This window comes from Sporosarcina limicola, from assembly GCF_014873855.1.
Taxonomy (GTDB): domain Bacteria; phylum Bacillota; class Bacilli; order Bacillales_A; family Planococcaceae; genus Sporosarcina; species Sporosarcina limicola.
On sequence record NZ_JADBEL010000003.1, the window covers coordinates 216,888 to 230,656 of the forward strand.

Below are 13,769 nucleotides of genomic sequence, written 5' to 3' on the forward strand. Positions count from 1 at the left end.
GTAGCTTTATTTCATCACTCAGCTAGATGAAATGTAATCTCATTTGCAGCATTTTTTGCATGCTTTTTTGCTTCTTCCATACTTACCCCTGTTGCAACTACATAGGCATATCGATGACCCATTGACAATGGTGGAATTAGCTGAGTTCCTTTTTTAGGCTTCACGTAAACTTTAACCACGCCCGGCGACTTTCTAGCCCTTCCCTTTCCGGTGACCTTTTCCAATATTCCTTTTTCCGAAACAATGAGATATTGAGTAAATACATAATTCCTGTATCTTGGAATTATAGAAGGACTTTCCCCTAGGTATAATTTAAGGGTTTCTTCCACTAGATTAAAACCAAATGCAGCTTGAATCATTTGATTCATGGCTCCGCCTGAGATTCTCGGATTAATCTCAATCAGTTTCCAACCATTTTTTGACTGTCGTAATTCAAGGTGAAGAGCACCATTCTTAATGCCGAATTTTGAGATGACAGAGTCTAGGACATCTCCAACTCCAGTAATTATATCACTAGGAACTTCCGCGAGCACACCATAGCCAGTAATGATAAACCGTTTCCCCTGCGTAATTTCTTGTTTAATAATTCCTGCTATCTGAATCTTATTGTTATATACGAGTGCCTCGACTAAATATTGGTCGCCTACAATATATTCCTCAATAATAATGGCTTCATCTGCATTCTTTTCCTGCAGTCTAACTACGTGATTTTCTAATTGTTCTATTCCCTCCGCAAGCAACACATCTTTAGATCCTGTTGACTTCGAAGATTTCACCATTACCGGAAAAATTAGCTGCGGGTTTACCGTTTCAAAAGATTGCGTCTCACCTGGATTGAGTATAGAAAAATTAGGTGTGTACGGCTGATTACATAGAAAGGTCCTCGTCTCGGCCTTACTTTCCATTATCTTGATCATGGTAGACGAAGTGCCATTTTGACAAAAGTCATCGCAAAGGATTGATGCCTGGTGAACATTTGAATCGATAAAACTGACAATGGTCTTGATTTCATTCCCTCTTAACATGAGTGCATTTATTTTATTTTTCATTTCAGAAATATTATTCGTATCCATAAAAATCATTTCATGAACATCTGTAAATTCTTTCCTTTGTTGCATTTGCTTTTCGTTATTTGTAAAAACAACCGTAAAAAAACCCATTCGTTCTGCAGCTTTAATGGCATCTCTACTGGATCCGGTTTTATTTGTACCTATAAAGATAATCGTGTTCAAACAGGCTCACTCCCTAATATAAACTTCAAATAAAACAACTCGTTCTATGTTTATGAACTAAACTGCTTATTGTATGGTTATCTATCACGAATGAAGAGAATAGATTTACAAAGGTTAATCGTACAAGCAAAATTGGACCGTTTACATACGATATTGAATAGGGAAGGAGCTGAAAAACAACACAATGAAGCCACTCACAGTAAGAGAACTTAGAACCGTTCTTGCAGGAGAATTGATACAAGGATCTGACGATATGATGGTTCGTCATGGTGCTTATCGTCTTAAGCAGGTAAAAAAGCAAAATACAATTCTTTTTTTGAAAAATAGGATTGTAAGTTGGAAGGGGTTAAAAGAATTTTTTCCATTAGTACTTGTAACACATCAAGCGTTTCTCCCGAATGAACAATTAGAGAGTTTGACCGTCATAAAAGTTAAGGATGTAGAAAAAGCGTATTGGAAGTTTGTTAATTACTACCGTGGTCTGTTCCAGCTTCCTGTTGTGGCTGTTACCGGGACTTCCGGAAAAACGACTACGAAAGAAATGATTAGACACATTCTCTCGATAGATAAGAATATTACGTTTACAAACAGCAGTAATAATTCCCGAACTGCTCATTTAGATTATCTCCTAAGCATTGATGACAAGACAGAAGCGGCCGTTTTTGAAACTGCTGTTGGTGCACCCGGAGACGTACTAACAGCAGGGGAAATATTCAAACCTACAATCGGGATTATAACGAATATAGGCGCACATCATTTGAATTATTGCAAAACACTCGAATCCTACATTAACGCAAAGGCGGAAATGATAAATGCACTTGATAATACTGGGGTACTCATTGTAAATTCAAGTGATAAAAACAGTAATACAATCGACTTAACTAACTATCAGGGTCGGATAATAAAAGTAGGAATTGATTCCTCTTGTCATTTTAAAGCGAGTGAGATTAGATACTGTAAAGATGGAATGCTATTTAATGTCCACTATAAGCAGAAAGATTATCCTGTGTTTGTACCAGGATATGGAGAGCATCAAGTTTATAATGCGCTTGCTGCGGTTGCAGCTACTCACGAAATCGGGATCAATCTTACGGAAGCAGCGCATCGATTGAAAACGTTCCAAAATTTAAATAAGCATCTGCAAGTGTATGAAGGAATTAATGGATCTACCATTCTCGATGACACATGGAGCATGACAACTACTTCATTGGAAGCAGCTCTAAATGTATTAAAGGAAATTGGACAAGGGAAAAAAAGGGTGGCTATTTTAGGAACCATAACCGATTTAGGTTCCTGGGGATACCTTATCCATGAACAAGCAGGAGAACTTATATCCCAGATAGGTGTTGATGTTCTCATTACAATTGGTGAGCATGCACGCATAATGGCAGAGCATGTAGTGAAGATTGGCTTGAATTCGCAAGTCTATGCTTTTAACAATAGTATCCTTGTTTATGGTCTGTTAAGAACGATTGTCAATGAAAATACGATCATACTGATTAAAGGCGATATGTACAGCAAGCCAATTATCGAATTGGCGTCTAAATTACGGAAGCAAAAATAGCTTCCCTTTAACACGTAGGTTGTTAAAGGGAAGCCTTTTTCTAAAAGATGATGTTAATAGGACAAACACACGGCCGGATTCCTGACGTTGTTAATACAGTAAAGTATTCTGATAGAAAGGATTAGTGCCTATCGGTTGTTTTATCAACCCTGATTTTTCATTACCCATACAAAATAAGTTTGTTTTTCATATAGTAATTAGAGGGAAGGAGGAATGTCATTGCAACCTTTACAAGTGAAAGACGTCTGCAAATTACTTCAAGGGGAATTAGTTTGCGGATCAGAAAATTGGGTAATAAAGGACGCTATTTATTATAATCGTCACGATCTTACTAAGCAACATACACTGATGTTTGTTAGCAGAATCGATACTGTTAACTGGAGTGAAGTTAATTCTAAGGGGCCTTCTCTTGTGATTTCCGATAAGCCTTCTTCAGAGCTGAAAAAGGCATTATCGAACACGACTGTCATAAAAGTTGAAAGTCTTGTTCAATCCTACTGGAAATTCATCAAGTATTATCGAGGTCTTTTTACGATACCCGTCGTTACAATAACGGGAACATGCGGGAAAACAACAACGAAAGATATGATTAACCATATGTTAAGTAAAGATCGAAATGTCCAGGCTTCCGTAAGTAGTAAGAATGAGCCGCGTAGATCATTTCCCTATTTGATGGGAATTGATGATAAAACAGAGGCAGCGGTTTTCGAACATGGACTTGGGAACACGGGTAATATTAAACACCAGTGTATGATTTATCAGCCTACAATCGGAATTATTACAACGATTGGTGTACATCATCTAGATGGATGTAAAAACCTTAAAGGATATATATGTGCAAAAGCAGAAATAGTGGAAGGGCTAAAGGAAGATGGCACATTAATCCTGAATGCAGATGATGTAAATACGAGAAAGGTTCCTTTAGATTCATTCAAAGGGAAGATTATCTATTTTGGAGTTGATTTGCGGTCAGATTTCAGAGCTTCCCATATCAAATTCGCAAATAACGGAATGGATTTTCTACTCCATTTTAATAATACAACGTATGAAGCTTTTATACCTGGATATGGTGAACATCAGGTATCTAACGCTCTTGCTGCACTGGCGGCTGTTAACGAAATGGGAATGGATATAAAGGAAGCCATTTCTCGTCTAGCAACTTATAAGAACATGGCCAGACATTTGGAGTTTTCTAATGGCATAAACGGGAGTACAATTATTGATGATACATGGACAAATAATCCTACCTCAATAAAAGCTGCATTAAAGGTCCTTGACTCAATTGGAAAGGATAAAAATATCATTCTAGTCTTAGGTGATATCAATAGATTGGGTAATTTCGAAAAGAAATATCATTGCGAAATTGGCAGTATGGTGGCTAAACGAAACATTCACACCTTAATTACGATTGGAAGCAAAGCAGAAGAAATAGCAAGGCAAGCCATTCGAGACGGGAGTGAGGCTACTATCCATATCGTTAAGGAGGTCAAGGGACTTAAAGAGAGATTAGACCCTGTACTTAATCGAAATGCGATTGTACTCATAAAGGGTCCTATGTCCAGCCGAGCCATGATTGGGTTTGCAAATAGTTTAAAAGCAAATTGATGGGAAAAAGAAGAAGTATTCGTCAATTTGCGACGAATACTTCTTACCTAATTTCTACAATACACGTTTTGCTGTTATGTAATGCTGATTATAGTAATCTACAAGGAGAACCCTAGTTAGAATCCCACTTGAATTCGGGATAATTATTCTGTGATTACCTGCGTAAATCGCCACTAAACTGGGTGTCTTTGAACCTTTCACGCTATTAAAGAAGATTAGATCACCTTTCTTTAAATTGGCACGTGAGATTGTGGTGCCACGTTTCATTAATGCTTTACTAGTTGTTGCGTCCAGATTTACACCATTTTTTTTATAAATATAGTTCACAAAGCCTGCACCTGTAAACTTCATTGCTTGTTCGTTATTCATATTCCCCATCGTAACTTTATTTATTGAGTTGTAAGAAAGTGTAACAATTTTATCCCCCTTTGTTGCTGGATTTGAAGGAAGTAAGCTGGGCAGGACTCTTCTGGCTGTTACATAATTATCTTTATAATAGGGCTTGCTATTTAAATCCGAAATGACTATCTTTTGTTTCGGGTCTGCCATTTGAATCACTTTATTATCACCGATGTACATCGCTACATGGTCGGGATCAGTGCCTGTCTTTTTACTTTTAAAAAACAGCAAATCACCTTTTTGTAATTGATTTCTGGCAACGTAAGTTCCTTGTTTCATCATATAATCTTCATTGTATGTTGCGAGATCCACTCCATTTTTTTCGAAAATATACATTAGAAAAGTAGCACATGAAAATTTGTAAGGATAGGTAGACTTGTACGCTTTATTGCTGTAAGTAGCTTTCCCTATTAAACTTTTACCAGTCCGAATTAATTGATCAGCCTTTGCATCCACTACCGATTGTTTACTCTGGGTCGTAATCGTTGCTGCCGAGACATTCATCTCGTTGAGGGAAGGTGCTCCTAGAGTACTAACACCTACGAGGGCTGCTAATGTAGCTGTAACCAAACGTTTTTTCATACTGTACCTCCTGTTTTTTGCAATGGGAACTTGCAATTGATACTAACGTTAACATAGAAAAGGTACGAAACTTTGCGGGAAACATTTCCAGTAAGTGTACTTGTATAGCCTCAAGCCTTGCCCTTAATCGTTTACACAAGGGTCATTACAGTTTGATTACAAGAAGTTATGAATATTTAATTTGACAGGAGGGTTTGGGTCGCTTACTAGCTGACTTTGGTCATTAATTCTGTATAATGGACGTGAGGTGAGTGTAGTGTTTAGCAGTGAAAAAGAAATTGAAATTAGATATGCAGAAACGGATCAAATGGGTGTCGTCTATCATGCGAATTATTTGGTGTGGATGGAGATTGGGCGGACGAAGCTTATCGAGGATCTTGGTTATACATATGCCGGACTGGAAGCGGATGGTTATTTATCACCTGTGACAGATTTATCAATCCAATATAAGGCGGTGATGAAATACGGGCAGAAGGCGACTGTCCGTACGTGGGTCGAATCACATGAAAGGTTAAAAACGACGTATGGTTATGAAATCTTCCATGAAGACGGCACGATTTCAGCGACAGCGACTTCGGAACACGTTGTAGTAAAAAAAGCGAATTTCCGTCCTGTTTCGTTAAAAAAAGTCAAACCTGATTGGGATGCAAAATATACAGAAATCCAGCGAAGAAAAAAATGACCGCGTTCGGTATTAATCATTCAGTGAAGTCGCATTGTTGACCCATTTACATACCACATATGGGGCTATATTTTTTTAAAATGTGGTAATACCTGTTACGTAGTCGAATGAACAAAAAGCGTGAACAGGTCCTCTTTTCCTTTCATAAAACTATCTTCCACACTTTTCTAGGTTTAAAAGTTGATGGTAATTGGAAAATCGAACCTGCATTTTGTTGTGTAAATAAGACAACCAGCCACTTAGACACTTGGCTGGTTGTCTTATTTATTCTATATAATTGTAGTGAGTTTTCCGGTTAATGAAGCCAGACCAAAATGTTCAATGCTGTACTATAATTTCTGAACGGCTCCCCAAACTGTCTCCCTTCGGTTCGAATCCTGATGGGTTCCCTCATCTCTATTATATCCACACACTTCTTATCACTATCATTTACCTCCGCTTATGTCTGTCCTTAACCGAATTAAGCTTCATATATATAATGAGAGGTAAGTGATTCAATAAAAAAGTTGAGAGGTGAAAAAGTTGAATGATAATGTGTTAGTAATTGCAGCACATCCCGACGATGAGCTCCTAGGAAGCGGTGGAACGCTAAAGAAATTAATCAATCATGGTCATAACGTTATCACTGTCATTTTTGCTAAAGGGAGGAAGGAAGAGGAGATTCAAATGAAGCAGGCCGTGTTAGAGGCAAATAATCACTTAGGGGTAGAAGAGATTATTTTTTTAGAATACCCCAATCTATTATTAGAAACATTTCCTTTGCATATTATTAATAAGGAGATTGAAGCCTTACTAGTAAAGTATGAACCTTCTATGGTTTTTACCCATCACTATGGCGACATTAACATGGACCATCAAATTCTGTTTCAAGCCGTGTTAACGGCAGCCCGCCCGTTACCCGAAAAAAAGCCTATTGAACTGATTTGTTTCGAAACGGTTTCTTCCAGTGAATGGAGTCAACATACCAATGATAAAACCTTTAAACCGAATTATTTTGTCGATATTACAGATACCATCGACAAAAAATTAGAGTCTCTTAAGTTCTATGATAAAGAGATGAGACCATTTCCTCATCCACGATCATATGAAGGAGTGCAATATTTAGCCCAAGTACGCGGCATGACCATTGGAGTTGAATATGCAGAAGCCTTTGAAATTATTAGGAGGGTATGGAAATGACAGCTGAAAAAATGACCAATCTACATTCCCTGCCCATCCCTGATCCTTATCTTGTCTCTGCAACAGATCAATACTATGGTGTGACTTCTTCCTATGAAGAAAAACAGACAAAGAAGAAGAAAAAGAAGAAGTCATCTATTGATAGGGCAAAACGCCAAAAGTTACGGATATTAATTACCACGTATTGGAATTATCCTGCTGTCGGGGGACTACAAAATTATATATCGACTCTTAAAACCGGCTTGGAGAAGTTGGGTCATATTGTTGATATTATTGCACCTAACCAATTTCCAAAGGGGATAGATAAGGGGTTGTACAAGAAACTAAACAAGGAAACTAAACAATTTTATATCAATCGCTATGGTTGTTACAGTAACAAGATAGTAAAGGAAAACCGACGTCTATCTTGTTACGAAATGATGTTAAGAAACATGGATTTAGAGAAATATGATATTTTACACGCACAGGATCGATTTACGGCAAATATATTAGGTAGACTAAACCAATATTATAAAAAGCCACTACTCTTTACCCCTCATGGGTTCATGACGCAACGTAAACTTGATTTTAATCTGATTGAACAAGGATCAGTAGAAGAAGCATACTTTTTATCATTGGATAAAAAAGCTATTGAAAGTTCGGATCACATAATTACCCTGTGTGATGCCTTTCGTCCCATGTTGAAAAAGTTAGGGGCTAAGGATAACAAAATGACAACGATTTATACGGGTATTGATTTTAAATCGGAGAATAAACAGAAGCCAAGAACAAAACCAAAAGACAAAACAGTTATTACTTGTATTTCGCGTCTTCGCCCTCGCAAAGGCCATAAATACTTGTTTGAAGCTCTTGCTTTAATAAAACCTAAATTAAAAAATGTTGATGTTTGGATTGTTGGTGATGGAGAAATGAGAGAAGAGCTTGAGAGTCAGGTTCAAGCTCTAAAATTAAGCAACGTCACTTTTCTAGGGGGAAGAAAAGATATACCTGAGTTGTTAAGCCAGTCTGATATTTTTGTTCTGCCAACCACGAGCGACACGTTACCGATTGCGATTATCGAGGCGATGTTTGCCAACAAGGCGATTATTACATCGAATCTTGGTGGTATTCCGGAAATCATTCAGGATGATCATTCGGGTTTAATTGCTGAACCCAGGAACTCACAACAACTAGCCGAAAAATTATCGCTCCTATTAAGCGACTCCGCATTAAGAGAGACTTTAGCCCAAAATGCAAGAACTTTCGCGGAAAAGAATTTGGGCAGTACGGATATGGTAACGAAAACAGAAGAAGTATATCTATCCATTAAAGCCAAGGAGGAGGAATAGATGCGACATGATATTCCAGCGGTTGTGCTTGATTTAAGTGCAACGGGGATCGGTATTGTTCGTAGTTTGAGAAAAAAAGGAATTAGCGTTCATGCGTACGATATAAAAGGGAAATTTGAAATCGGTAAAACCCGTCATGCAACCTGTGGTATTTGCCCTAATCCCGTTTCTGAAGAAAAGGAATTATTTCAGTTTCTTATAACTTTGGGGAAAAAGTTTGGCGAGAAACCAGTACTTTATGCGGGATCTGATGACTTTGTCCATTTTATATCCAAACATAGAAGCATATTATATCGACACTACCAGTTCTTATTACCGGCACACTCATTAGTTGAAGCAGTGTTAGATAAAAGATTAACATATGAACTGGCCGTTAAACATAACGTGCCATGCCCCAAAATCTTCGCAATACACGATGAGCAGCAGCTTGAACAAATCATTACTGAAGTTACCTTCCCTTGTATTTTAAAACCTGTCTATTCTTCCGATTTCCGTAAACGAATCAGTCACCGGTTGTACAAAAAAGTGATTTTGGTAGAGGAGGCATCCCAATTGCGGGAAAAGTACCTCTTTTATCTGCCATTTGGGGAACTGATGCTTCAAGAAATCATTCCGGGAGACGAGACCGGCATTTATTCGGTTAAAACATTTTTTGATGACAAGATGAATTTGATTGGGATGTATATGAATCAAAAAATCCATCAATTTCCGCCTGACTTTGGCTCCTCTGCTATGGTCCTAAGTATAAGAGATGAAGAAGTGATTCAAAAGGCTGTTTCTTTCCTCTCACAGCTACAATTTAAAGGATTGGCCATTACAGAATTCAAAAGGGATCAAAGGGATGGAGAGTTAAAGTTTATTGAAATTAATTCGAGAGTTGGACTCACACAAAGGTTATCGATTGCATGCGGTGTTGATTTAGCCTATCTGTACTATTTGTCACTTACTGGTCAAAATCCGTCGCCTGTAACGAGTCAACGAGAAGGGGTCAAATGGGTTTATCTTGTCCGTGATTTTATTTCATTTCTTCAAAAACGAAGAGATGGAAAGATGACAATTGCCAAATGGATCAAGGGTCTATCAGGAAAAAAAGTAGAAGCGCTATTTGCTTGGGATGATCCACTTCCCTTTATACGAAGTTTTATTTCCCACCTACGGAATCTATGGGTAAGACGTTAAAAATCTATTTAAAAAGGAGTGAACTTACCTTTGAGTAGTAACGACGAAATTATAAGGCAATGGAGGCATTTTGGTTGGAATGATAAGTTTAAAAACGTTCTTGGTAAAAACGTTAAATTAGTAGAGAAGAAAATAGAGTGCCTTAAAAATTCACGTGAGAAGACGAGTATATGGAAATTATTAGTAACCTATGAAATGGAAACCATTCCGATTGTGCTTAAAATTTACAAACCGCCACTGAAAGAAAATCATATTGTGGAAGTGAATATGTATCAAAAAGCCAATAAAGTTCTACATGAATTTATGCCGAAAGTATATTGGATTGAGCAAAATGTAAACGCCGGAGAAATCTGGATGTTTATTGAGTATGTGAGGCCATTACGCGGACAAATTAAACTTGTCCCAAAACACTTTAATAACATCATTCCAACCGTGGCGAAGTTTCATGCTGCAACATTTGAGAATCGCATATTGCAGCATGGAGACATTTTCAATTCTTGGCTCCCCTATTATGATTCAAAGTCGATGGTTTTAGAAAGAAGTAAACATATTGAAAAAACAAAGGAATACTTCGATTTGGCAATGAAGGATCCTGGTTTAAGGGGATTAGTGGAACCCAGCTATAATGTCATCCAACAGATTTTACAAAAAGGCCCCGTATTTTTCCCTGAAATGAAGGGAAGCGGACAGAGCCTTATACACGGAGATCTCCATGTTCATAATATTAGCTGTCAAAATGCAAGCGAGAATCCAGATTGGGGGATTCGATTAGTTGATTGGGAGTCTGCAAAATATGCTCCTGGATGGTTTGATCTTGTAGTTCTTGTGGAAATATTAATCGATTTTCGCAAGGATTGGCAAAACGACGCTGAAGAAATTCGAAAACATTGTGTACATTTATACAGCGAGGAAATGAAAAAGCATGGGATTACATTTCAGACGGATCCACTGCAGCTCTTGAAGATGACCTATTTACAGAGAACCTTAGAGAAAAGGCTGCTTAATCACTTACGCAGAGTATTAAGGGGTGAAAAAAGTGCACTTCTAGAAAGGTATTTGGAAAAAACGATAGTTTGGGGGAAAGAACTGGGATTATATTAATGTATCCGGACAGAACATAAATCAAGTGTAAGAGGAGATTTTAAATAAGAATTCAAAAGGTTGGGAAATTACCATGAAAATACTAGTTACTGGAGGAGCCGGATTTATCGGTTCCCATGTTGTTGAGTTATTAATTCAATGCGGACATGAGACGGTCATCGTTGATAATTTTTATACGGGTAAAAAAGATGCTGTTCCTCCTCAAGTCCATATAATTGAAATGGATATTAATTCGCCCCAAATGGAAGGAGTCTTTGCAAGTGAAAAACCAGATGTAGTTATCCATCTGGCGGCTCAAGTGGATGTCGGGATATCAATACAAAACCCCGTATATGATGCTGAACAAAATATTCTAGGTACCATCCGTTTACTAAACTATTGCCAAAAGTATAATGTACAAAAAGTAATTTTTTCATCCTCTTGTGCCGTGTATGGAGAAACCACTGATTGTAGTATAACCGAATTATTTCCCATCAAGCCCCTATCCTTTTACGGTCTTTCCAAATACACCTCAGAAAGGTACATTCAACTTTTCAACAACCTTAACCAAGTACCTTTTACCATTTTAAGATATGCCAATGTTTACGGTCCAAGACAAACCTCTATAGGCGAGGGGGGGGTTATTTCAATTTTTTTCGAGAAGATTTTGAATGGGGAAACTCCATTTGTATATGGAAGCGGTGAGCAAACTCGAGATTTTGTTTATGTGAAAGATATTGCAATGGCTAATGTGCTAGCTATAAATAAAGGAACAAACGGAATCTTCAATATTGGATGTAATACGAAGACAAGTGTAAACGGGCTCTTGAAGATGATGACGTCGCTCGCAACAGTTCACATTACTCCTATTGCCAAGCCAGCACGTGATGGAGATATTCAACATAGTCGATTGGATAATACGAAAGCGGCAACCATCTTAGGTTGGAAACCATCCTATGAATTGCTTACCGGGTTAAGTGATACTTTCAATTATTATAAAGAGATAAATGAAGGTAAATAGAAATTTTATGGGAATGAAAAAAGTAGAAAAAGAACCATAATACCACAAATAAAGGGAGTGCTTCCGTAATGGAGGAATATCGGTCGATAATAGGCACTAATGAAGGAACTGTCAGTATTAAAGATTTAGAGGGATACAAGCCGATTGGAAAGGGAGCAGATGGGTCGGTCTTTCAATTGACATCTGAACGCTGCATTAAAATTTTTGAAAAGGAACAAACAAAAGAATTGGAACTGAAAGCACTGCAAGTGGGACAATCATCTCTCGTTATTCCTAGACTTTATGAGGATGGACAAAACTATATAATCATGGAGTATGTAAATGGAATTTCTCTTCCCCAGTATCTAAAAAAAGAGAAGCAACTGCCAGAACCAATAGTGGAAAAAATTCTAGCTATGTTGATGGAATTGAAAAAAGTAGGATTCGAGAGACACGATACAGAGGTCCGTCATATTTTATTCAATGAAGACATGGACATAAAAGTGATCGATCTTAAGAGGGCATTCGGAACAGTTAGATCTAACCCTACAAAATTATTAAAAGGAATAAAGAAGAAAGGGTATTTAGAAGAGTTCTTGAAACATGTGAACAAACTTGATTCAGCCCTTTATAAGGAATGGAAAAGTATTATTGATTGACAAAATTCTAAACCAGTTGACTAAAATACATGTCAGTTAAATAGATTAAAATGCGCTACAACATTTATGTGTGAATCTACAACAAGAAAACGGGAGTCCTTTTATTGGATAAAAAAGCGTGAGGCAATGGCCATCACGCTTTTTCATATGTGTAGACGAGTTCGTTCAACTCGGGATTGACGTTGACATGCAGGTTGTGGTCAACGAAAAACCATTTATCGCGGCGTTCGATATAGAACTGGACGCCGTTGTGCACTGTTTCAATAGCTGCTTCATCAGGCTGTTCCTTCATGACGCCTAGTGAAAACCCTTCGTGTAGGGGACTTGATCCACCATATCTGGCGAAAAATTTTATGCTGTCGCCAGATAGGGTGTGCATCTCTTCTTTGAACCAGTTCAACGCCTCATCAGATACTATGATCTTCATCTGCCACACCCGCCTTTTTCGTTGTTACACCTATTGTATTACAACCACTTTACTTTTGGCTCGGTTCCAGCTTTGATCCTGGCAATATTCGTCCGATGCCTATAAAAAATGAAAGAACCTAAAAGACCAACCATAATCAGTAAGTAGACGTCGCCGGTACGGAAATAATAGATGATGCTGTACGAAAATCCCACAATCGAAACAACCATCGAAGACAATGATACCATCTTCGTTAATTTCAAGACGATTAAAAATGTCACAAGTACAAGCACGAAAACAGGCCAGTCATAGCCAAGTAGCACGCCGCCGGATGTGGCAACTGCTTTTCCTCCTTTGAAACTAGCGAAGACAGGATACATATGACCAACAACTGCAAGAACGCCTGGAATAAGCGGATGGACGTCAACATTTTCGAAAAACGGTAGGAGTAGCAGAAGGACAGCGATTGTCCCTTTTAAAATATCCAAGATGGTTACAGTCAGTCCTGCCCTTTTCCCAAGGACACGGAATGTATTTGTTGCACCAAGGTTACCGCTGCCATGTTGCCGGACATCGGTTTTGTAGAACAGTTTCCCCAGCCATAATGCGGATGGAATCGAGCCAAGTAAATAGGCGGCAAGTAAAAGTATGATAAGTTCCATTGTCTACTCCTTTATGATTTGTTTATGTATAAGTCTCAGTTTAGCAGAACGGCATAGCTCCGACAATGGGCAGGATACGATGATTAAGAAGAAGAATTCACAAAATGACGGGACTCCGAACATTTGATTCATAATGTGTATTTTTTCCTCTCACCATTGCATTTGAATGCTTTCTTCTATACAATGAGTTGGACAAGATACCCTAAACGTTG

General features: G+C 38.0%; 13 protein-coding genes. 9 read left to right on the forward strand and 4 right to left on the reverse strand.

What is annotated here, in order from left to right:
• Nucleotides 1–14: 14 nt before the first annotated feature.
• Nucleotides 15–1,232: an ATP-grasp domain-containing protein gene (locus H4683_RS04765; RefSeq protein WP_192597684.1), complete on the reverse strand. Its 1,218-nt coding sequence runs from the start codon at nucleotides 1,230–1,232 to the stop codon at nucleotides 15–17.
• Between the two features lie 184 nt (nucleotides 1,233–1,416).
• Here H4683_RS04765 and H4683_RS04770 point away from each other — a divergent pair, with 184 nt between their 5' ends.
• Nucleotides 1,417–2,796: a Mur ligase family protein gene (locus H4683_RS04770; RefSeq protein WP_192597685.1), complete on the forward strand. Its 1,380-nt coding sequence runs from the start codon at nucleotides 1,417–1,419 to the stop codon at nucleotides 2,794–2,796.
• 219 nt (nucleotides 2,797–3,015) lie between these two features.
• Nucleotides 3,016–4,401, forward strand: a complete 1,386-nt coding sequence (locus tag H4683_RS04775; RefSeq protein WP_192597686.1) for a Mur ligase family protein — start codon at nucleotides 3,016–3,018, stop codon at nucleotides 4,399–4,401.
• A 54-nt stretch (nucleotides 4,402–4,455) separates the two neighbouring features.
• Here the strand turns inward: H4683_RS04775 and H4683_RS04780 are convergent, their stop codons facing one another.
• On the reverse strand, nucleotides 4,456–5,382 hold the full coding sequence (locus H4683_RS04780) for a C40 family peptidase (RefSeq protein WP_192597687.1): 927 nt from the start codon (nucleotides 5,380–5,382) through the stop codon (nucleotides 4,456–4,458).
• A 256-nt stretch (nucleotides 5,383–5,638) separates the two neighbouring features.
• Here H4683_RS04780 and H4683_RS04785 point away from each other — a divergent pair, with 256 nt between their 5' ends.
• The 7 genes from H4683_RS04785 (at nucleotide 5,639) to H4683_RS04815 (ending at nucleotide 12,489) form a co-directional block, all read left to right on the forward strand.
• Nucleotides 5,639–6,064, forward strand: a complete 426-nt coding sequence (locus tag H4683_RS04785; protein ID WP_192597688.1) for a YbgC/FadM family acyl-CoA thioesterase — start codon at nucleotides 5,639–5,641, stop codon at nucleotides 6,062–6,064.
• A 522-nt stretch (nucleotides 6,065–6,586) separates the two neighbouring features.
• Nucleotides 6,587–7,243 (forward strand): PIG-L deacetylase family protein, encoded by a 657-nt coding sequence (locus H4683_RS04790; protein WP_192597689.1) that lies wholly within the window; start codon nucleotides 6,587–6,589, stop codon nucleotides 7,241–7,243.
• The gene (locus tag H4683_RS04795) at nucleotides 7,240–8,571 is read left to right on the forward strand and encodes a glycosyltransferase family 4 protein (RefSeq protein WP_225941875.1); all 1,332 of its coding nucleotides are present in this window, start codon (nucleotides 7,240–7,242) and stop codon (nucleotides 8,569–8,571) included. The genes H4683_RS04790 and H4683_RS04795 overlap by 4 nt, the downstream gene beginning before the upstream one ends.
• On the forward strand, nucleotides 8,572–9,750 hold the full coding sequence (locus H4683_RS04800) for a carboxylate--amine ligase (protein WP_192597690.1): 1,179 nt from the start codon (nucleotides 8,572–8,574) through the stop codon (nucleotides 9,748–9,750).
• 30 nt (nucleotides 9,751–9,780) lie between these two features.
• Complete coding sequence (locus tag H4683_RS04805; RefSeq protein WP_192597691.1) at nucleotides 9,781–10,851, forward strand: phosphotransferase; 1,071 nt, start codon at nucleotides 9,781–9,783, stop codon at nucleotides 10,849–10,851.
• A 73-nt stretch (nucleotides 10,852–10,924) separates the two neighbouring features.
• Nucleotides 10,925–11,851, forward strand: coding sequence for an NAD-dependent epimerase/dehydratase family protein (locus H4683_RS04810; RefSeq protein WP_192597692.1), 927 nt, complete (start codon nucleotides 10,925–10,927; stop codon nucleotides 11,849–11,851).
• 68 nt (nucleotides 11,852–11,919) lie between these two features.
• Nucleotides 11,920–12,489, forward strand: coding sequence for a kinase (locus H4683_RS04815; RefSeq protein ID WP_192597693.1), 570 nt, complete (start codon nucleotides 11,920–11,922; stop codon nucleotides 12,487–12,489).
• 133 nt (nucleotides 12,490–12,622) lie between these two features.
• Here H4683_RS04815 and H4683_RS04820 read toward each other — a convergent pair whose 3' ends face one another.
• On the reverse strand, nucleotides 12,623–12,916 hold the full coding sequence (locus H4683_RS04820) for a HesB/YadR/YfhF family protein (protein WP_192597694.1): 294 nt from the start codon (nucleotides 12,914–12,916) through the stop codon (nucleotides 12,623–12,625).
• 38 nt (nucleotides 12,917–12,954) lie between these two features.
• Nucleotides 12,955–13,557 carry a glycerol-3-phosphate 1-O-acyltransferase PlsY gene (gene plsY / locus H4683_RS04825; RefSeq protein WP_192597695.1) on the reverse strand — a complete coding sequence of 201 codons (603 nt, stop codon included), beginning with the start codon at nucleotides 13,555–13,557 and terminating at the stop codon, nucleotides 12,955–12,957.
• Nucleotides 13,558–13,769 lie beyond the last annotated feature (212 nt).

Coding starts and splice junctions, on each gene's coding strand:
- H4683_RS04770 (WP_192597685.1), top strand. CDS start 1,417: ATGAAGCCACTCACAGTAAGAGAACTTAGAACCGTTCTTGCAGGAGAA.
- H4683_RS04780 (WP_192597687.1), bottom strand. CDS start 5,382: ATGAAAAAACGTTTGGTTACAGCTACATTAGCAGCCCTCGTAGGTGTT.
- H4683_RS04795 (WP_225941875.1), top strand. CDS start 7,240: ATGACAGCTGAAAAAATGACCAATCTACATTCCCTGCCCATCCCTGAT.
- H4683_RS04800 (WP_192597690.1), top strand. CDS start 8,572: ATGCGACATGATATTCCAGCGGTTGTGCTTGATTTAAGTGCAACGGGG.
- H4683_RS04810 (WP_192597692.1), top strand. CDS start 10,925: ATGAAAATACTAGTTACTGGAGGAGCCGGATTTATCGGTTCCCATGTT.
- H4683_RS04815 (WP_192597693.1), top strand. CDS start 11,920: ATGGAGGAATATCGGTCGATAATAGGCACTAATGAAGGAACTGTCAGT.
- H4683_RS04820 (WP_192597694.1), bottom strand. CDS start 12,916: ATGAAGATCATAGTATCTGATGAGGCGTTGAACTGGTTCAAAGAAGAG.
- plsY (WP_192597695.1), bottom strand. CDS start 13,557: ATGGAACTTATCATACTTTTACTTGCCGCCTATTTACTTGGCTCGATT.